The 17,854-nt window shown below is 59.4% G+C and carries 25 protein-coding genes, 2 tRNA genes and 2 pseudogenes; 15 read left to right on the top strand and 14 right to left on the bottom strand.

Annotation, left to right across the window (positions count from 1 at the left end):
* Positions 1–87: 87 nt before the first annotated feature.
* Positions 88–561, top strand: a complete 474-nt coding sequence (locus ACG873_RS07340; protein ID WP_394891125.1) for a hypothetical protein — start codon at positions 88–90, stop codon at positions 559–561.
* Between the two features lie 300 nt (positions 562–861).
* Positions 862–2,742, top strand: coding sequence for a hypothetical protein (locus tag ACG873_RS07335; protein WP_394891124.1), 1,881 nt, complete (start codon positions 862–864; stop codon positions 2,740–2,742).
* A gap of 41 nt (positions 2,743–2,783) precedes the next feature.
* Here the strand turns inward: ACG873_RS07335 and ACG873_RS07330 are convergent.
* The 3 genes and pseudogenes from ACG873_RS07330 to ACG873_RS07320 form a co-directional block, all read right to left on the bottom strand.
* Positions 2,784–3,300 (bottom strand): annotated as a pseudogene (locus ACG873_RS07330) (DUF6065 family protein).
* A gap of 155 nt (positions 3,301–3,455) precedes the next feature.
* Complete coding sequence (locus ACG873_RS07325) at positions 3,456–4,256, bottom strand: hypothetical protein (RefSeq protein ID WP_394891123.1); 801 nt, start codon at positions 4,254–4,256, stop codon at positions 3,456–3,458.
* Between the two features lie 273 nt (positions 4,257–4,529).
* Positions 4,530–5,523, bottom strand: a pseudogene (locus ACG873_RS07320) (mechanosensitive ion channel family protein); the annotation flags it as partial.
* Positions 5,524–5,862: 339 nt separating this feature from the next.
* Here ACG873_RS07320 and ACG873_RS07315 point away from each other — a divergent pair.
* The 3 genes from ACG873_RS07315 to ACG873_RS07305 all read left to right on the top strand — a co-directional run bounded on the left by ACG873_RS07315 (position 5,863) and on the right by ACG873_RS07305 (position 6,410).
* Positions 5,863–5,939: transfer RNA gene (locus ACG873_RS07315), tRNA-Pro, on the top strand.
* Positions 5,940–5,967: 28 nt separating this feature from the next.
* Positions 5,968–6,273, top strand: coding sequence for an ETC complex I subunit (locus ACG873_RS07310; protein ID WP_394891122.1), 306 nt, complete (start codon positions 5,968–5,970; stop codon positions 6,271–6,273).
* A gap of 60 nt (positions 6,274–6,333) precedes the next feature.
* Positions 6,334–6,410, top strand: a tRNA-Arg gene (locus ACG873_RS07305).
* Here the strand turns inward: ACG873_RS07305 and ACG873_RS07300 are convergent.
* Positions 6,381–6,806: a tyrosine-type recombinase/integrase gene (locus ACG873_RS07300; RefSeq protein WP_394891121.1), complete on the bottom strand. Its 426-nt coding sequence runs from the start codon at positions 6,804–6,806 to the stop codon at positions 6,381–6,383. The genes ACG873_RS07305 and ACG873_RS07300 overlap by 30 nt on opposite strands.
* Between ACG873_RS07300 and ACG873_RS07295 the strand changes: the two genes are divergently transcribed.
* The gene (locus tag ACG873_RS07295) at positions 6,806–7,153 is read left to right on the top strand and encodes a hypothetical protein (protein WP_394891120.1); all 348 of its coding nucleotides are present in this window, start codon (positions 6,806–6,808) and stop codon (positions 7,151–7,153) included. The two genes, ACG873_RS07300 and ACG873_RS07295, sit on opposite strands and share 1 nt — an antisense overlap.
* Positions 7,154–7,314: 161 nt before the next feature.
* On the opposite strand, the gene ACG873_RS07290 is transcribed toward ACG873_RS07295, so the two are convergent.
* On the bottom strand, positions 7,315–7,566 hold the full coding sequence (locus tag ACG873_RS07290; protein ID WP_394891119.1) for a helix-turn-helix transcriptional regulator: 252 nt from the start codon (positions 7,564–7,566) through the stop codon (positions 7,315–7,317).
* Positions 7,567–7,769: 203 nt separating this feature from the next.
* On the opposite strand from ACG873_RS07290, the gene ACG873_RS07285 reads away from it, so the two are divergent.
* Positions 7,770–8,207 carry a MucR family transcriptional regulator gene (locus ACG873_RS07285; protein ID WP_394891118.1) on the top strand — a complete coding sequence of 146 codons (438 nt, stop codon included), beginning with the start codon at positions 7,770–7,772 and terminating at the stop codon, positions 8,205–8,207.
* 684 nt (positions 8,208–8,891) lie between these two features.
* Here the strand turns inward: ACG873_RS07285 and ACG873_RS07280 are convergent.
* Entirely contained in the window at positions 8,892–9,041 is a 150-nt protein-coding gene (locus ACG873_RS07280) for a DUF1059 domain-containing protein (protein WP_394893390.1), read from the bottom strand.
* 394 nt (positions 9,042–9,435) lie between these two features.
* Positions 9,436–9,648, bottom strand: a complete 213-nt coding sequence (locus ACG873_RS07275) for a hypothetical protein (protein ID WP_394891117.1) — start codon at positions 9,646–9,648, stop codon at positions 9,436–9,438.
* A 395-nt stretch (positions 9,649–10,043) separates the two neighbouring features.
* On the opposite strand from ACG873_RS07275, the gene ACG873_RS07270 reads away from it, so the two are divergent.
* Together ACG873_RS07270 and ACG873_RS07265 are read left to right on the top strand one after the other, a co-directional pair.
* Complete coding sequence (locus tag ACG873_RS07270; RefSeq protein ID WP_394885781.1) at positions 10,044–10,352, top strand: DUF1236 domain-containing protein; 309 nt, start codon at positions 10,044–10,046, stop codon at positions 10,350–10,352.
* Between the two features lie 89 nt (positions 10,353–10,441).
* Positions 10,442–10,666: a hypothetical protein gene (locus ACG873_RS07265; protein ID WP_394891116.1), complete on the top strand. Its 225-nt coding sequence runs from the start codon at positions 10,442–10,444 to the stop codon at positions 10,664–10,666.
* Between the two features lie 49 nt (positions 10,667–10,715).
* Here the strand turns inward: ACG873_RS07265 and ACG873_RS07260 are convergent, their stop codons facing one another.
* Positions 10,716–10,976, bottom strand: a complete 261-nt coding sequence (locus tag ACG873_RS07260; RefSeq protein ID WP_394891115.1) for an exopolysaccharide production repressor protein — start codon at positions 10,974–10,976, stop codon at positions 10,716–10,718.
* 506 nt (positions 10,977–11,482) lie between these two features.
* Positions 11,483–11,779: a DUF982 domain-containing protein gene (locus ACG873_RS07255; protein WP_394891114.1), complete on the bottom strand. Its 297-nt coding sequence runs from the start codon at positions 11,777–11,779 to the stop codon at positions 11,483–11,485.
* Between the two features lie 150 nt (positions 11,780–11,929).
* On the opposite strand from ACG873_RS07255, the gene ACG873_RS07250 reads away from it, so the two are divergent.
* The 5 genes from ACG873_RS07250 (at position 11,930) to ACG873_RS07230 (ending at position 15,261) form a co-directional block, all read left to right on the top strand.
* Entirely contained in the window at positions 11,930–12,193 is a 264-nt protein-coding gene (locus ACG873_RS07250) for a hypothetical protein (protein ID WP_394891113.1), read from the top strand.
* Positions 12,194–12,754: 561 nt separating this feature from the next.
* Positions 12,755–12,934 carry a CsbD family protein gene (locus ACG873_RS07245; RefSeq protein ID WP_394891112.1) on the top strand — a complete coding sequence of 60 codons (180 nt, stop codon included), beginning with the start codon at positions 12,755–12,757 and terminating at the stop codon, positions 12,932–12,934.
* 555 nt (positions 12,935–13,489) lie between these two features.
* Positions 13,490–13,741, top strand: a complete 252-nt coding sequence (locus tag ACG873_RS07240) for a hypothetical protein (protein ID WP_394891111.1) — start codon at positions 13,490–13,492, stop codon at positions 13,739–13,741.
* 36 nt (positions 13,742–13,777) lie between these two features.
* Complete coding sequence (locus tag ACG873_RS07235) at positions 13,778–14,344, top strand: hypothetical protein (RefSeq protein WP_394891110.1); 567 nt, start codon at positions 13,778–13,780, stop codon at positions 14,342–14,344.
* A gap of 92 nt (positions 14,345–14,436) precedes the next feature.
* Positions 14,437–15,261: an IS5 family transposase gene (locus tag ACG873_RS07230; RefSeq protein ID WP_394885740.1), complete on the top strand. Its 825-nt coding sequence runs from the start codon at positions 14,437–14,439 to the stop codon at positions 15,259–15,261.
* A 29-nt stretch (positions 15,262–15,290) separates the two neighbouring features.
* Here the strand turns inward: ACG873_RS07230 and ACG873_RS07225 are convergent, their stop codons facing one another.
* The 5 genes from ACG873_RS07225 to ACG873_RS07205 all read right to left on the bottom strand — a co-directional run bounded on the left by ACG873_RS07225 (position 15,291) and on the right by ACG873_RS07205 (position 17,479).
* Positions 15,291–15,653 (bottom strand): hypothetical protein, encoded by a 363-nt coding sequence (locus ACG873_RS07225; protein WP_394891109.1) that lies wholly within the window; start codon positions 15,651–15,653, stop codon positions 15,291–15,293.
* A gap of 2 nt (positions 15,654–15,655) precedes the next feature.
* Positions 15,656–16,000: a hypothetical protein gene (locus tag ACG873_RS07220; RefSeq protein WP_394891108.1), complete on the bottom strand. Its 345-nt coding sequence runs from the start codon at positions 15,998–16,000 to the stop codon at positions 15,656–15,658.
* A 111-nt stretch (positions 16,001–16,111) separates the two neighbouring features.
* Positions 16,112–16,675, bottom strand: a complete 564-nt coding sequence (locus ACG873_RS07215) for an HK97 family phage prohead protease (protein WP_394891107.1) — start codon at positions 16,673–16,675, stop codon at positions 16,112–16,114.
* The gene (locus ACG873_RS07210; RefSeq protein WP_394891106.1) at positions 16,662–16,859 is read right to left on the bottom strand and encodes a hypothetical protein; all 198 of its coding nucleotides are present in this window, start codon (positions 16,857–16,859) and stop codon (positions 16,662–16,664) included. The genes ACG873_RS07215 and ACG873_RS07210 overlap by 14 nt, the downstream gene beginning before the upstream one ends.
* Positions 16,856–17,479, bottom strand: coding sequence for a hypothetical protein (locus tag ACG873_RS07205; RefSeq protein ID WP_394891105.1), 624 nt, complete (start codon positions 17,477–17,479; stop codon positions 16,856–16,858). Before ACG873_RS07205 ends, ACG873_RS07210 begins: the two co-directional genes overlap by 4 nt.
* A gap of 89 nt (positions 17,480–17,568) precedes the next feature.
* Between ACG873_RS07205 and ACG873_RS07200 the strand changes: the two genes are divergently transcribed.
* The gene (locus ACG873_RS07200) at positions 17,569–17,820 is read left to right on the top strand and encodes a hypothetical protein (RefSeq protein ID WP_394891104.1); all 252 of its coding nucleotides are present in this window, start codon (positions 17,569–17,571) and stop codon (positions 17,818–17,820) included.
* The last annotated feature ends 34 nt before the right edge of the window (positions 17,821–17,854 follow it).

Here is a 17,854-nt window from a genome sequence, read left to right as displayed (position 1 = left end):
CGTCAAGAAATGCGAGGTCCGTCTTGCAGGCCGCGCTGCGGAAAGCCATCTGATACAGGAGTTAATAGAAGCGGTTCGAGTGAGACCTTGAAGATCCTGTTCGGCTCATGGCCGATTCCCATGTTCGGATACATGCCCCGCCACAACTTCCTGGCGCTGGTGGACGGGCAAGAAAACCCCGTCAGGGAACTGAACGGCGGTGCGAAGAATCCGGACGGAACATTCAACTACCTGGCGTTCAGGGGGCCTCTCACCGCCGTGGAGACCGACTACTCCCGCAGGGACACCGCCTTCTTCCCGGAGTTCTATCGGCGGCCGGCATCGACCGTGTCGATTCTCATGGAAGGCAGCGAGGCCGATGTTCTGCAATGCTGGGCAAACGGAACAGCTGCTGCGGCCGCTATCGAAAAGCTCGGACTGCGCTATTTCGTCCTCGGAACGAACAGCAACACGGTTGCCACCGCGCTTGTCCGGAAAATGGGCCTGCAACCGCCCGTGCAGGCATTCTATCGGGTGCAGTCGCCCGGCGGACGGCGGCGATTTCCGATGGATTTCGCGTGATCGGCGGAAATCGAGCGAAATCTCCTTGCACTGATTTGCCATCATGTGCATTTCTCCCCTTGCGCCTATACGCTGAGATAATACGGGTCCCGGAGCATCCGGAGTGTAGCGCAGCTTGGTAGCTGCACCTGATTTGGGATCACATGTCCCTCCCTCATACAAATTATCGTGCGTCGTCGTTGCGGTTTTGACCGCAACAAGTATCATCCGCATGCCTCCGGAAGCAGGAGGTGCCGATGTCGGGCTTTCTCAACAAAAAATGCCGAAGTTTATAATGCCAAGGTTTCTGCATCGGCCGGTATGGCACTGCTATTCGTAGCGGCACAGCTTAATCATCGGGAATGGCAAGCGCTGCCGCTCGACGCGCGAATCGATCTATTGCGGGATCGATACGGCCTCCATGCCCGGTGCGACCTTATCGAGCACCGATGGTTCTTCGCCGAAGCCGGCATCGGTGTATTCGTCGCCCACCAGAAACAGCAGGGGCTGCGTTTCGTCCGATTCTCGGAGGATGGAAACACGGCGCATTTCCTCACTCATGCGCCGTTCGGTTACCGATCGATCGCACCCTCCGCGACGATCGCCGAGATTCCCGGGGCTTTTGCAGCGGCGATCGACAAAGACCCTTCATCGCTCCTGCGCCTGCCGCCTCCGCAGGGCATCCTGTCCGTCGACATCCGGGCGCAGCGCGTGCGCTTCCGCAATGACTTGCTTGGGCTGGGCCGAACATTCCTGCTGCAGGCGGAAGGCGCCTGCGCACTGTCGAACCGCCCGATCGCGGCTCATCTGTTGGCGGGGATCGCCCCCAAGCCTTCCGAGGAGGGATGGGCTGCGGAGCAGCTGCATGGTTGGTTCCTTGGCGACCTCACGCCGTACAGCGAAATGCGTCGCCTCCTCGGCGGCACGACAATCGACTTCGATGGCGGTGGCTTAACGGAGGAAAGACGCAATCTCGCCGGCCGCTGGTTCGTCGAGCCGCCGGCGCAAGACGCATTCGCCGCGCTAGAACGATTTTTTTGCGAACTTGCCGAACTCACGGAGCCCCCTTTTGTCGATGTGACGCTGAGCGGCGGTCGCGACTCGCGCGCTTCGGCCGCGGTCGCGACCCACTATCGTCCGTCCCTCAACCGGTTTCGGACGAACACGCCGCCCCAACTGGAAACCGTCATTGCTCGGCAACTCATGGAGCGGCTGCACGACTTCGGCGGATATAATGACCAGGAAACAGAAGCCTTCGCTGCAAATGGCCGGCTGCTGTGGTGGGAGAATGTTACACAGCAGGATCACGCCGCCATCCATGCCCGGGCGCGGCGTTGGGCGGAAAAGGTCGAAGGGCTGTACACCGCCGTCTCGCTTGGCAAGGAGCCGCCCGACATGTTTTCCGATAAGGACGCCTTCATTCCTTCCATCGGTGGTATGGGCGGTGAAAGTGCAAAGGCCTATTACTGGAGCCCGAACATGGCCTCGGGTGCCTATGCTCGCAGCCTCAAACGGTTTCGAGAGGACATCCAGACAAAGATCGGCGTCCGGCTGAGCACCCACCCGCTGACCGCGCAGTCCACGCTACCCTTCATCGATCAAGGTTTCAGGCCGCGCCTGCCCGCCCTGGTCTACGACGCGCAACGGGAGGCTACCGCCGAGGGCATTCACGGCTACCGCTTCCTTGACTACTGGTGGCTTACGAACCGCCTCAGCGCAGGTGCCAATCTCGGTTCGAAGACGGTCATGCCATTTTTGTCGCCGGGCTTCATCGCGGAAGCGATGCAGGGTTCGCCCATGGACAGGGCACAAGCCGGACTGTTGTCGCGGATCGTTGGACACTTTCGTCCCGAATGGGCCGAGGTGCCGTATTTCGATCAGATGCAGAACACCGTGCCATTCGACGAAGTCCGGTCATTTGTCCCGAGCATGCTGGCCTGGGAGGGTGAGCTCGCCGTCGACTTTCTAGCCATGCTGCGGGATCTCGCCGGCCTTCGACTTGCCCTACGATCGGAGCGCGATGATCGAGTTTTTTCGCGCACCCGTGGTCACACCGCATCAGGCGGCGGGCCTCAATCACAAGGCGATGGGCCTGATTCTACGCCATGCGTTCCACGCGATGTGCGAGGACGCGGGTTTGACGATCGCGGCGGCGCGGTCACGCGGCAGCAGCGAGTGATTGCTTCCTGTCCCACCGCTTGAAGGTCCTATGCTACGCGAGTGTCTGCGCCAGCTGATTACGATCATTTCGTTGCGAATGGCCGCAGGCGCAGGCGGCTGCGATGCCCCTCAGCAGCGGGCGCACCCGAGGGCGCTTTGCCCCGGAAATATGTCTTTTGCCATTGGTCCTGTGCGGCTTTCGAGGCTGGATCGGCTAGGCTGGAGTTGAACGTATTGCGGCTCTCCGACCACAATTTGTGCTCGCGTTCGAGTTCGGGATTTTCGGAGAGGTTGCGGACGGCCGCACGTCTTCGAGCTGGCCGCGCCGGACCGGAAATAGGTGGCAGAACGGCTCGTCGACCTCGAAATGGACGCGCTGGGCCGCGTAAACTGCCAGTTCATGGTGAACGTGTAGGGCGACCAGTCCGTCTCGATGACCCCGGACAGTGCAGAGATCGCGTCCTTGGGCCGGTTGATCGGCCCGGTTACGAACAAGTCCACACCCGGATCAGTCCGGAAAAGGCAGGGAATGTGGAACGTCAGGACGCCGCCGCCGAAATGGCTGACTGCCAGCGGCGTCGTCCCGGGTTTTGCCTTGATGCGGACCGCATCGTTGGTTTTCCGGCCGTCCCAGATCGCCGAAAAGGCGGTCGTGCGTCCAAGCGCTGGTTACCGGCCTGCGCAAGGCCGGCTGGACGGAGACTCGGGAGCCATAATAGCAGCGTCCGTGATCGCGCTTTCCGGCTGTGATCCAGTTAGAAGCGAAACACCAGGCCGAGGACCGGGCCGTGCTGGACGACGTCGTAGACGAAGCCGTCCTCTTCGTAGTCGACGCCCAATGCCCGGTAGCCGAAGGTTGTCGAAAGGCGATCGTTCCATTGATAGCCGATGCCGGCGAGGACATCCCAGGTCAGGTCCGATCCCCCGCCGCCGATCATTCCCCATCCGTTCAGATACCATTTCGCGTCGAGGTTGACCCGGGCCTTGGCGCCTACGATCGCATCGACCCAAGTGTCGCCATCGTTGCCGCTGAAAGCCGCTACCGGCGCGCCGCCGGCGACTAGGGAGGCCGATATGTCGTTGTCCACGCTCCAGATGCGTGCGCCTGCCATGAGGTCGACCGTCGCCCGCTCGTTGGACAGGACGCGATATTCGCCCATCACGGTCGCGGTGAAGCTTTCGGTTTCGAGACTCGCATTGAGTTCGACCGGAACGCCGCCAATCGCACGCGTGATCTCACCGTCCGCGGATGTTTTCACGTAGATCACATCGGCGAACACACCCCAGGTTCCGTTGTGCAGCTCCCCGACGACCATGCCGCTGAATTCCAGGTCATCGAGGATGTCGCCGAAACTCTGGTCGACAGGGACCGGCTCACGCCCGAAGAGGCCGACATCGCCATTAAGCCCAGCCATCCAGAGATATGGCGCCACAGTCAGGGTCCAGCCGCTTTCCTGGGGCTCCACTGGCGGCAGCGGCTCCTGAACCGCATCCGCTGCGAGAGCCGGGCCAGCGACGCACAGGCTCGCGAGAATGAGACAACCGAGACGGGCCATGAAATTCTCTCCTGCGCCGATCCGGGCCAATCTATCTGCGGCAGACCTCTCGTCAAGTCGCCAAAAAAATGCGCCAACTCGGAGCGCCAACTCTCGAAAACTGAATCCGAGGTCCTGAACTGTTCAAGAGGTCGGCATTGCAATCCTTACCGCGCAGCTTCTGACAAGGATTCGGCCAGACGACAGGTACATGGGATCGAAGCAGGTTGGTGGCATAGGCAGTGGCTAACTCATTCCCGGTAGCCGCACGTGAATCCTACAGCATGGCTTGACCTAGCCTCTTTCTGCAGCTTCTTTCGCCCGCTGTCGAGCAAGTGCCGTTGTTGCCGTCGCCGCAGCTGCAGCTGCCGGCTTCTCGTCGGCGCCAACCTGGACAGTCGGCTGGGCAAATTCGATGCCGTTGGCAATGAAGGAATCCCCGGATCATGTTGTAAGCCCGCCGCCGGATTACCGACTGCTGGCCTCGGCTTGGTCATGACCGAAAAGCTGAGCTCAATCCCGAAGTCGCCGAACTGTTCGACGCCCTTCATCTTGAGTGTCTCGACGATGTACGGCGCCAGCTCAGGGTCTTCGAGCAGTTCTGCGCCGATCCCCTTCACCAGCTTCTTGACCTTCTTGATATCCGTGTCGAACGGTACCTGGATCGAACTTGTCGATCGACCAGTCGCGGCTCATGTTCTGTACCGCGCCCAATTCGCCGAATGGAACCGTGAAGACTGGGCCCCGGTGATGCCTCAACCTCACCGAGCGGAGACTGAAGGACTCGACCGTTCCCTTGTAACTGCCGCTCTGAATGTACTCCCCGAGTCGGAAGGCGTCATCGAGCATGTAGAAGACGCCGCCAATCACATCCTTGACCAAGGTTTGCGAGCCGAATCCGATGGCGACACCGAAAATGCCCGCACCGGCAATCAGCGGCCCGATTTGCACTCCGAGTTCCGCCAGCACTATAAGAACGGCAACGGTGCCGATCAGGACGGGCATCAAATTGCGAAAGATCGGCAGCAGCGTGCGCAGACGCCCCGGGCGCTGTCTCGACCGCGTTGACGCCCGCGTCGCCGGCCGCGCTTTCTAGCCTGCGGTCGATGTAGGCCTTCACCAACTGCCAGAGCAGATCGGCGGCCAGAATGACAACGATGCCTCGCAGCACGCCCCGCACGGTCCGGGTGAGCATTGTGTCATTTGCCGCCAGTGCGCCGGGGTGTAGCTGGAAGACCGCGCCCAACCACAGCACGGCGAGCAGGATGACCACAGCCCGTGTTCCCCGGATCACTTCGTCGGCGCAGCAATCCTGACAAGAACCGCTGCGGGAACGCCTCCGAACTCCACACCATCTACTTCGGCTTGCTGGACTGGCTTGATGGGCATAGCTCGCTATCTCCGCGCCGCCACTACTACAATTTGAGTCCCTGAGCCTCATATCGACAGCTCACTAGAGACGATCCTTCACTCCGTCGGAGGAACATCCACCGAACGTTCGTGGGACTTACGGAACCATTCGGTACCACTGTAGGCGTTTTGTTCCAATTTCTGTGCGCTTTCGCTGTTCTGCCCCTTGCGCCGAAACAGCGAAAACCCTAGGGAATTCAGCGTCGAAGATCGACACCGGAGTGTAGCGCAGCCTGGTAGCGCACCTGATTTGGGATCAGGGGGTCGCAGGTTCGAATCCTGCCACTCCGACCAGATGCTTGAACCGGGAAGTGAGGCATCGATGTCCGCACGCATTTTCAGCCCTGCCAAGACCGCGATGCAGTCCGGCCAAGCCAAGACCGGCTACTGGGTTCTCGAATTCGACGCCGAGCAGCCGCGCAAGATCGACCCGCTGATGGGCTATACGTCGTCAGGCGATATGAAGAGCCAGATTCGTCTCACCTTCAATTCGAAGGAAGAGGCGATCGCCTACGCACAGAAGCACGGACTGGACTTCCGGGTGCAGGAGCCGAAGGAAGCCAAGCGCCGGCAGATTTCCTATGCGGAGAATTTCCGCTATGACCGCAAAATCCCCTGGACGCATTGAGCGCGAAATTCTTGCGCCAGACGCGCCGCAGCGGGCGCCGGCCCGCAAGGGGCGGAGTGCGGTCCCGTAGCTCAGCTGGATAGAGCACCGGCCTTCTAAGCCGATGGTCACAGGTTCGAATCCTGTCGGGATCGCCAATCTCCTTTCTGCATCAATGAAATCAATGCGTTATCGTCGGTTTCGCCTAACCCCTCATCAGGGTTAGGCAATCTTATGTCGAAGCCCTTCTGCAATTTATCCATCGCAGTCGCGGATAGCCGCCTCTTGGCAGCGTCTCGGCAATAGCGCTCAATCTCCTTGATATCGGTGTGGCCGGTAATCGACATGATTTCCATCGCCGAACATTCAGCCTCCGCCAATCGACGGCAGGCTGCCTTGCGAAGACCATGCGGCGCCGACTTAGGCGGCAGGCCAGCCTTGCCCGCCGCTTCCGATATGTAGGCAGAAAACGCCTTCTCCGATCGTGCCGCGCCAAAGCTGGTCGAGATAAAGGCGGGTGCGTAGCCAGCCGCTGGGGCGTTCCGATTGCCCAATGCTTGCGGAAGGCGGCTATGTCTTCCTCTGTCCATGTCCGATGGCCTGGCGATTTCAGTTTGATTCGCTTGGCGGTGCCGACCGGATTGTCGGTTCGCATACCAACGGACACGGCATAATCCATGACTGCGGAAAGCCGCTTTCGGAAGTTGCTAGCCGCCGCTGGCGTGTCGGCCATGTCGTCAATCAGTTTGTTAACGTGGCGCGTCTGGAGACCGGCAATCGGTGCGTCGCCATGCTTGGCGCGGAACCGGTCGAGCACGCCGCGATAAACAGCCTGCGTCGATGCCGCCAACGATTTGAATTCCAGCGAGCGATAATAGCCGAGTACCGCCAATGCGACTGATCCCGGCTTAAGGCGGCTGGCCTTGACCGGGTTGTCATCCATCGCAGCGTGATATGCCGTCCAGAACCCTTGTGAGTAGAGCGGCGTCGGCAGCGCAATCTGTGGCGAACCGGGTCGGCGCAAATAGACGCGCGGCCTGCCGTGCCGATCAATGTATTCGTTTATGAAGCGAGGTTTCCGGTGGCGCATTCGCGGTCCCAATAATCGGAGGAATTGTCGTTATCAGCCTTCATTGCCGGCTTGCCGTCGAACAACGAGTTCAGATCGTGTCGATCCCATAGCGCCACTCCGAACATCTGCCTTGGAGCCGGGATGACGCCAGCGGCGCGCGCTCTGTCGAAAAGCGATGGCGAAATGCCGATATAGGCTGCGGCCGCGGTGCGTCGAAGCCCGCGCGGCTGGATGTCCTGCATTTTCCCCTCCTCAAATAGAAAGCACCGCACGGCGAGTGTTCCATGGTTTTCACATGGCGATTGGCCGTGCGGTGCTTGCCGGGTTAGCGGCAGCTACAATGTATGGTTTAGCCCCGGATTTCTCCAGTCGAACGTCTTTGATCTAATTGCCGTCCCCTGCATTCGCGGCTAAACAAAGCGCGCGAATTTGAGGGAGAATTTCAATGACCGAAAAAAGCGAATTGCAGATCGAACTCACGGCCGACGTTGTGGCCGCTTATGTGAGCAACAACCCCGTCCCGGCCGGCGAACTGCCAAAGCTAATTGCTGACGTCTACACAGCGCTTGGCCAGGTCAATGGCGCCGCATTTCCTGCCGAGGCTGAACCTCAGAAGCCTGCCGTTTCGATCAAGAAATCGGTAACGCCGGACTACATTATCTCGCTCGAGGACGGCAGGAAGTTCAAATCGCTGAAGCGCCATCTCAAGACAGGCTACGGTATGACGCCGGACGAATACCGCGCGAAATGGAAACTGCCGAGCGACTATCCCATGGTCGCGCCGAACTACGCCGCCACCCGCTCGACTTTGGCCAAGAGCATGGGTCTCGGCCGCAAGCCGGGTGAAAAGCGCAAGACCCGCGGCCGCAAGGCGGCAGCGTAGAAGCGGCGCGCGCCTCACCTTCGCCCCGTTTCGCTTCCAGTATAGTTCATCGGCACCGCAACTCGCCGAACAGCCCGGCCGGCCCCATCCCTATCCCCGCCCAGCCGGTCGGGCTTTTCCGCAATTAATGCCGCCGATTCGGAACAAGTGCCGTCCGCAACGGTTGTTGGAGCTAGTAAAGGCGCCTACTATCAAGAGCGCCGAAAAGCCCGTTGCGCGATCGCCCCGTCCGCAGCGGGCTTTCTATCGTCCAGCTTCGTAATGCTCGCCGCGTTTGATGGTGCAGTAGGTAAGCCAATCACGCCGACCGGCTTCGAGCCACGGCATTGCTCTATGTAGCAGTCTAAGCGGCGCGGCGCAGGCGTGAGGCTGCGGAAAGCAGCTCAGCCAGGGCAGCCGGCCGAAGGCGAAGCTGGGATCATCGAGAACAACGAGATGTAGACAATGGCGGTGCTGGCTCTGCGATTCCAACCGTCGCCCTCCTGCCCGTTAACCGCTCATTAACCAAACGGGCGCAGACTTTGAAATGTCACCGCTGCATTGAACTCATCGTGACCTAAAAGGCCCGGTCTCTCCCGCCAGATTGCGCCGGGTCTTTTTTGTTGCGGCTTGCCAATGGCCGGACGACCCAGCCGCCCGTCCGTTTTGGCTTTTGGCGCAAGCATCAGGCATAGAGGAACCCCCTTAGGCAGACCTCCTAATGAGAGCCTCGACCTGTGCTCTATCGTCAGGAGACCACAAGGCAGAATCCTCTTTGTGAGCGACTGAGGCATGGAGCTCAATGTGCTTCCATAGCTCTTCTTCTGTCTCCGCTTCGAACCGTCCTGGGCACATCTCCATTCCCGGATACTCTTTGCAAGCGTAGGAATAATAACCCATTCCTGCCTCCCTTTTCGGCCGCATGTCGGCTTCACCGTCACAGTAGACCACGACCGCAGCGGCGACCACAGCCATCAGCCACACAGCGACCACACCTGGTGCTAGCGGCAAGGGAGGGCGCTGCGGTCTGATCCATTATGCGTGTATGGACAACACATTGACCAACTCACAGCGCTGATTAACGCGCCGACTTTGATTGGCGCCCTGTTGCCGCTTGGTTGGTTGGCAACTTTCTGACCGGCGTAACCATCGGTCTCAGCATGGCTGTAGGCCTTGCCTTGGCTGGCTGAACCGTGGCGCTGAGCGCTGCGGTTTCCCATTCGCGCTGTGGCCGCTTGAGAAAGTCTGATTAGGCCCGACGGCGCTCGTTGCCTGCCAAGGCGTCGTCCAGTGCTGCCTTCAACTCCTCGGCAGTTCTCGCGCCCTTTTCGAACAGGGACAGAACAAGGTAAGCGGCGTCTAGGTGGTCAAGGCTGGACCGCTCAATACCAGCGCTTGCGTCATCCAGGACCTTGCGGAGCAACGCCAGTTCGTGGGGCCTATATATTCCGGTGAAAGCCATGAACGCCTCCTGCCTGTTAGGCGAAAGCGTGATCGGCTCTTTCAATCGCCCGGATGCCAGAGGATGGCGGGCGACCTGTTGACCTTATTCCGTTGCTGTCCCTTCGCAAGGTAGCTAGCAGAAGTATATCCGCTTTGGCTTCCCGGCACCGCGGTCGTGCCGTGTTGGTTCCGCGTACGCCTTGGCGAGCATCCGAAATTGTAACAAATTTAGCGATTTGAAGAAGAATGCTACCAGGCAAGTCCCGTCGAGTTGAATAAGTGCTTCCAAGGGAACAAATTTTGCCTAGCCGAGTTTGAGTAGGTCGCCGGGCGGAAGTGCTTGTCACGGTGTTTAGGGTTTGCTGCTGACGCAATGCGACGGCTTATCAATTGTTTGCACAAGGGAGAAAATTTATGAGAATGCATCTTTCCGGCATCGCCGCTGGCCTTCTGCTTCTTGGCAGCGTCAGCATCGCGACTGCTCAGACCGTCGTAATCGCTCCCGAACAAGAGACCGTTATTCGGGAGTACGTCACGAAACAGAACGTGGCGTCCGTCGAGCTGCCTGCCGATGTCAAGATTGAAATCGGAGCCACTCTGCCGGAGTCGGTCGAGGTGCACAAAGTGGACCTTCCGGACGTGAAGTACAGCTACGTTGTCGCCGGTGGGCAGACTGTCCTAGTCGAACCGGAAACCCGCAAGATCGTGCATATTATCAAATGACTGTTGAATTTCATTAAGGGGCGGGCGGGCAGATCGCTGAATGCAAAGTCCTGTCCTTCGGCGATCTGCCCTTTGAGCAGGTTTGATTGATGAGAGTGATTGAGATCAAGGCGCTGCCCGCGGACGACCCCATAAGGCGGGCCATCGTCAACGAAATCTACTTCGCCCTAGCGAAGCTCGGTGCGGCCGATGATCTGCTGGCCATCGTCGGCAGCTGGGGCGACACGATGGATGACGCCCGCACGCTCGATCATCTCCGGGCGTTTAACCGCAACGGCACCATGTTCAGCAAAGTCATCTGCAGGTCCGATTAGTCCTCACGCACCTCCGCTCACGGATGATGCGAGCGCGGGACGACCCCCGTCAAACAGGCCGACCTTGCCTGCCTGGTCTTTGGTCGGGCGAGCCTTCGGGTTCATGTGCCATGCTTTCTTCAATCTTCCTCGTACCGGCCGACCGCCATACGAGGAACAGGACCGCGGCGAAATAGCCGATCTGCAGCAGAACCGCGCAGATCACGGTTCGAATGAACGTCGCCCAGAGCGATTGCGTAACCACATAGGTGGTGATCCCAAACACCAAAAGCACGAGGATAAGGCCGCGGAGGAACAGCAGAAAGGTCATTTCTATCCCGCCGTGCCGCTCAGATGCGTTCGTGCGTCTAATTTCATGCGCAAATTCCTCCCCGGCGAAGCATGCATCGTGGGGAAGCGCACGGCCCGCCGAACTGGACTGCCTGGTTCTCACGGGGCTAAACGAGCGGGCCGCAAGAAAGTTCGTTGGCACGCTTAACCTGAGGGACTACGTCGACCGAATGCCCAAGGGTTACGTTACCTGTAAAAACGCGCTGGTCAGCCAGCGCGTTTGCCCTTGTCCTCCGCACAGGACGAGGCGCGCGTGGGCCTCGCCGTGGATGGTCACCGGCGCCCTGGTCTGCCCCGGCTCAGAATAAATGCTGCCGGGAACAATCTCGACGTCGAATTCAGCGCAAAGGGATTGGACGCGGGGATCTATGATCGTGCATGGATGCCTCTCAACACGCGCAAGAATTGCAATCTCCGGCGAATCCGCCGTGGATGTTCGCAAGAAGTTCGGCCCAGTTGCAAGATTGTTATTCTGCCAGCGCAGGACTATCGTTTCCGCTTCATGGGCTTGGGCGCCGGCCGGAAAGCGTCGCCGATCAGGATGCCCGCTTCCTCGGCAGCGTCTCTGAATGCCTGGCGAGCAGCTGCCGTCTCGACCTTCCCCTGCAGAGCTTCAAGGCAGGCCTTGCGCGCCCGCCAAGCTTTGTCCGTGTCCTCCTCGGCCGGCCATTTATAGAGCAGCCAATCGGCGGCCTCGCGGGCGCTGGAAATGTTCTGACGTTGACCTCGCGCGGCCTTAATCGTCACGTATTCGTTGAATGGCTTGTCCTCAAGCCTAGCCATATACCCCAACCCCAAATTGCGCTGCGCCCCAACGCTATCGCGTCTGGCAGGCTTCCGGCAACTTTAGCCTTTTTGGGCAAGCCTTGGTCCCATTCAGCGCGTCAGGAATAATGTCCTAGTGCGGCGATTCTCAACCCATCGGAGATAGCCATGTCCAGGCGTAAGGAAATCACCTACCTCACCCAATCCGAAATCGAGCGGTTCATGAACGCGGCGACGGAACTGCACCGCGCCTGCTGCGATCCGATCATCTCCCCGTCATGCGACCATTCCCGCGCGCTGACAGAATTGAATGCGGCGATCGTCACGGCCATTGAGGCAGTCACGGGCGATAAAGCGCCTTGGATGCGGACTCCGAGGGCTGAACTGCATCCTGGCTATAAGCAGGCTGCCAGTGCCCTTCCGAATGAGTGACCTAATCCAGAACATAAAGAGAGGCCCGACCGGAAGGGACGTTATCGGCCGGGCCTTCAAGTTGAACCGGGGGAGGTCTGTTCCCCCAGCCTGTGAGAACAATCTACTTACCAGGCCGAAAGTTGTCGTTAGCTTCGCGTCCGGCAACTTATCCGGGAATACATATCTGACCGTCAGTGCAGCGCTCTTCTATCGTCCCACCTTGCCATCATCTTCAGCCTGCCCTTAGCGTCTGCAAATGCCCCCACGTTAGGATATCCAAAAGGATCCCGACGAGCTGTGGACGGTGTACGATAAGTTCACCGAATGGCCCGCCGAACTGGACGGCCTTGTTCTGACGGGGCTAAGCGAGCGGGCCGTTCGCTCTCCTTGGCGGACGCCCACGTCCGATCTCGGAGCATGCTGACGATCTCGTAGATGCTCATCGTCTCAACGCGCGCGGTCTACGCAGAAGCGGAGAAAGTTGACCGGTAGCGGCAGTCCGCTCTGGCCGCTCGCATGCGCTTAAACTGGAACTTTTAGTGAGCGCGCATGTTGGTTTCTCCAGTTATGGAGAGAGCCATGAACAAAGATGAAGTGAAAGGCTCCGCCAAGCGCGGCGAAGACCGGAAAAGGATCGGCAAAGCGGCGACTGGTGACAAGAACGCTAGTGCAGCCGGAACTGCCGACGAGCTTGATGAAAGCACTAAAAAGGGCCTGGGGAAGACCGAGGACAAGATCCGGGATCGTCTCAAGGGTTGATCGGACGGCCAGGGCAAGGCACCTTGGCACAATCGAGGGAACATGCGCCGGACGTTCCCCGTTTGACACTCGACTGAGGCGGCAGATGATCTAACAAAAGCGCCCGCCCAGTCCACCTTGATGGGCCGGGAAAGACCTCCCCGGCTCCCTTTTTCTGGCTCCCGGCATGACCTCTCCGTTCCGATTTACGCAGCCGGCTAGGCAGGCCAGCGAGAGAATGATTGAAATTGAAGCGGTGAAGGCGAGCGCCGCGGCAAGCGGCGGCGATCCCGCGGGTGCGGGTTGTGTAAGTCGGGTCATTTGTTTCCTGTGGAGTTGCGAAAGTGCGGCTTGCGGGAGGCTTACGCTACGTTACGTTGGTAGCTGCGGTGGACCTTTAAAGGACTGCCTGGGCCGGCGCTGTTCACTACCCCCCGAATGGCGCCGGCCTTCTATTTGTGCGGCAATGAAAAGGGGGAGCGGTCCGGCGCGCAGTGTGCGCTAGCAAAGCGGCAGGTGAATCGACTCCACCTACCCGGTACGCTAGCCTCGCAGGGCAAAATGGGGGAATGACAAATGGACGATCACCTACAAGGTCGAATAATTGCGTTGGAGCTGTTTATGCGGGCGCACGTCGCGGGCATAGCTTTGGATCATACCGATCCGATGGGGAAACTTCAGGAGATGAAGGATTCCATGCTGCACGCTATCAACGTTCTCGCGCCACCAGACGCGCACAGCCGGAGAGTAATGGACGAAGCCAAGAATGCAGTCGTAGAAACATTCGGACAGGCCGCGATAAGGGTAAAGGGCAACCTATCAAAATAGTTTCGCCGGGCTGGACATTGAATGCCATGGTGATGCTTGTTCTCCTATAAAGAAAATCCCGCTTTGGCAGGCATTGGCATGGGGTTAGATCAAAGCCCGCCTGAATATCAGAAGCTGTGCGCCCATATCGGGCACCTGGCAGTCAGTTGGGCATTCGCCGAAGAAGCGCTCGATACCATCATTTTCTACGTCCACGAGGTGCTTAATCCACGAAAATTCGAGCAGCAACTTCCAAGATCTTTCAATCGAAAGCCGCCCTATTTGCGCGCTGTGTTCTCGTCGGACCCCAAATACCAAGCACACCTGCAGGCCATAGAACCATTGCTGAATGAGGCGGTAGAGATAGCGGCGCAGCGGAACACATTTGTCCACAGCGTCATTCAAACAGACAAGAACAAGCGGCTAGTCATGCGCCGCCGCAATAAGCCGCTCAAGAAAGGAACACAGATTCAGCGGACCACTCCCGCACAATTGGACGACTTATCCGCCCGCTGCACTGTTCTCGCACTGAATCTGATCAACTTTTCCTGCGATCCGATGGGCGTCGTAACTGCGGATTTTATCAATGAGTTCTACCGCAAAATCACGGCAGAGAACGTCTGACGGTTCGTACGTTAGTGTCCGTTCCAAAAAGAGTTGAGTGATTTCAGCAGGTTGTGATTCCGTCGGATTTGCGAGATCTGATGGAGATCACGATGGCCTGGACTGAAATCACCCGTGCGCATTATGAGCGGCGTTGCGCCCGTTACGCAAGCGATCTGACCGATGCGGAGTGGGCGCTGATTGCGCCGATGATGCCGTCGGCGAACCGCATCGGCCGGCCGCGCAAGACGGACCTGCGCGAGGTCGTGAACGCACTTCTTTACCTCGCCTCGTCGGGCGGCGCGTGGCGATTGCTGCCGAAAGACTTCCCACCCTTTTCAACGGTGCAGAAGTACTTCTATCGCTGGCGTGAGGAGGGCCTGTTGCGGACCATCAGCAACAGCCTCGTCATGGCGGCGCGCGAGGCCGAGGGTCGGGAAGCGAGTCCGACGGCGGGCGTGATCGACAGCCAATCGGTCAAGACCACGGAAAGCGGCGGAATTCGGGGCTTCGACGCAGGAAAGAAGATCAACGGGCGCAAGCGTCACATCGTTGTCGACACCATCGGGCTGATGGTCGGTCTCGTCGTCCATGCCGCCGATATCCAGGACCGGGACGGCGCACCGGCTGCCCTCAAGACCATTCTCGAACGCTGGCCGTGGCTGCGACACGTCTTCGCCGACGGCGGCTATGCCGGGCCGAAGCTTAAGGGCGCGATGCAAAAGATCGGCACGTTCACCCTGGAGATCGTCAAGCGGACGGACAAAGCCAAAGGCTTCGAGGTCCTGCCGCGCCGCTGGGTCGTGGAGCGCACATTCGCATGGCTGGGGCGATGCCGCAGGCTGGCTAAGGACTGGGAGAAATCCATCGCCTCCGCAGAAGCCTGGTTATACGTCGCCCACATTCGCCTGCTCACACGCAGGCTCGCAAGAGCTTGATATCAAAACATCCTTTTTGATTCAGGCTCTTAGACGCGCTCGCCGTTCAACAAAAGCCCGTGCCGCACCAAGTATTCTGCCTGGGATTCATCGTCTAAAAACGGCGAGGCAAGCGGATGGCCAAACCGTAGTTCACCGGCTCGGGGGAGAGCGTATCGCCAGTAATTGGCAGGTCGCGTGCCTGGCCCGTTTGCCGCGATCCACGCTTCAATCGCGCGCTGGCCGTCTTGCTGCCAGAAGGCGCGTAACTCGGCTTCGTTGCTGAAGTATTGGAACGTTAGCCAGTCGTCCCGCCTCGGCTCATCTTCAGGTATTTCCCCGTCGCATGCCCATAAGATCCAGGCGTCGGAAACGGTTTGTCTGCGCTTCGATTTTCGCGATTTTCGTGGCATTTTTAACCTCTATTGTCCCGCAATGCGGGCGGTCTCGCCGTCTCTTGCGGCGAGCCGTCATCGTCATCTAGGCAAAGCTCTCTGAGCAGCCTGGCGTATGCCAGGCGCGAGTCGCGTTCGATTGCGACGCAAGGGTGCGCGCGGGGGCAGCCGAAGCGGTCGATGAACGTAACCCCCGAATCTGCCAGCGTTTTTCGCGCTTGCTCGCCGCGGTCTAAGGCTTCGCAAGCCAGCACCAAAAGCTTGATGTGATGCTCGTCCAGGCAGTAGTCCTCGACCACGCCGCGAAAGAACTTGCGCGCCGCTGGCGACAGGTGTGCCGGCGGCTTTTGTGGCTTTTCGCCCATTTTGCCTCCTTTTAGGAATCACGATTCAATCGGGGAGTCGCTTGCGTGCGCGACGCCCCTGACCGGTACTAAGGGTAAACGGCCCGGAGCGATGCGGAGGCCCCGGCCCGGCTACAGCTGCCGCCCTCGCACGCGCAAGTCAGTCTTCATCCGCATGGCTAGGCGGGCTGCTGCTGCGCTCCGGAAGGCTGCAAGGCTGCGCAATGCTGCGGTTGTGTTCTCATACGCCGGGAACGCGGTTAGTGTGATCTCGGCCAGGTCGATATCATTGAGCGTTCGAAGAGGCAGGCCGCTGGTTTCAGTCCAAGCTTCGTCCCGCACCCTGAAACCAAATGACATCCCACGCAGATCCCGCCTGCGGACAAGGCCGAGGGCCGTCGCGCCATCTGGTGTAGAGGGATCAGCATGGAGATCGAAGGCTAGGCCCTTGGCGTCTTCCCGGAGGCGAAGCGTACCGCTGGACATGCGCCCCAAAACGCGCCCGCTGTCGTGGGCTATCAAGGCGACGACGTCGTTCTCTCGCAGAGAGCGGGCGAACGCGCCGGGCGCTATCTTCTCCCGGAACTCGCCTGCGATGACGGCCTCCGAATGAAAGATAGCGGCGTAACCGGCGATCAAGTTTCCGTCGGCAGGGTCGATCGACTTTGTACGTGTTTCGAGTTCAAGCAAGGCCATGCAGCCTCGCAAGCTTCTCGACGCGGGCTTTCTTCTCCGCCAGCGTGGCGGGCTTCTTGCGGCGCTTGATGGACCTCGCCATCGCCACAGGATCGAAATCTGCGACCTCGAACGGCTTGCCGTTTAACGAGACCGTATGTTCACGACGATTTGTCCGCGCTGTCGCTCGCTCTAGCTTGCTCATTTTAGGGCTCCCGGCACTTCGGCTGCGTCGATGAAGCCGCATCTGATCGACTCCTGCAGGAAATGTGCGAAACGATGGTGTAAGCCTTCTACGCCAACTGGATTGAGTGACGTCCACGCTACCTCTTTGTCGTTGAGATCCGACTTGAGGTCTTCGAGCGACCGACTGGCCTGGAATGCCGCTATCAGCGCCTTGCACACCGCGTAAACGCGGGTGCGATACTCGGCACGGACCTCATCTACGATGATGGCTGACGCCTTCATGCGGGCCGTTGTGAGTTTCTCGCGAAGAACGTCTCTGGCCGAGCGGAGGTCAGCGGTTTGCCTATTGATTTCCGCGAACCTGGCGCCCATCAGCGACTTAGGTTCTTCGGGAAGTTCATCAACAGACCCAATGCCCTCCGCAAGGGAGGCAACGCGGGCCTTCCGCTGCTCTGTTTCGAAACTCTTCTGGTCGACCTGTAGCAGACGTACTCTCTCTGCCTCGGCCTGGCAAACCAGCGCGACAAACTCGGCGTCTCGTTTCGAAAGCACTTCATGCTCAGGTAGTGCCTCGCCAAGCGTTCGCACACAGAACGTAGTAGGGGCGGACGCCTGTGGTTTCTGTTTGAAAATGGCCATGTTATTTCGCTCCAAAAAAGATCGGAAATGGCGTCGACAAATGCGGCGCCGTTGACTGTCGTTGATTTGCGGTGCCCGCGTTCGCCCCAATGATCTGCCAAGGTTCCGGCCTCTCGAAAGCGAACGATGCCTTCCAGGTTGTGCAGGGCGACTTCGGGCCAATTTCCGACTATCTCAATCTTTATTTTCCGGGCGTCGGCCGCATCGCCGTGAGCCGCGATTTCAGCCATGATGTCGAGGTATTCACCGGCAGATCGATACTGAGCCGCAAGGCCCCGCGGCATGCCGCGCGCATCGTGTCCAGGCATGCGGAGCCCGCGGTAGAGGGAAACGGTGTCTGAAACCGCGCGCAACGACACGTCGACCGCACACCCG

Source organism: Allomesorhizobium aridi, from assembly GCF_043769475.1.
GTDB lineage: Bacteria > Pseudomonadota > Alphaproteobacteria > Rhizobiales > Rhizobiaceae > Allomesorhizobium.
Note: the sequence above shows the minus strand (reverse complement) of the source record. Positions and strands in the feature narration are given on the sequence as shown.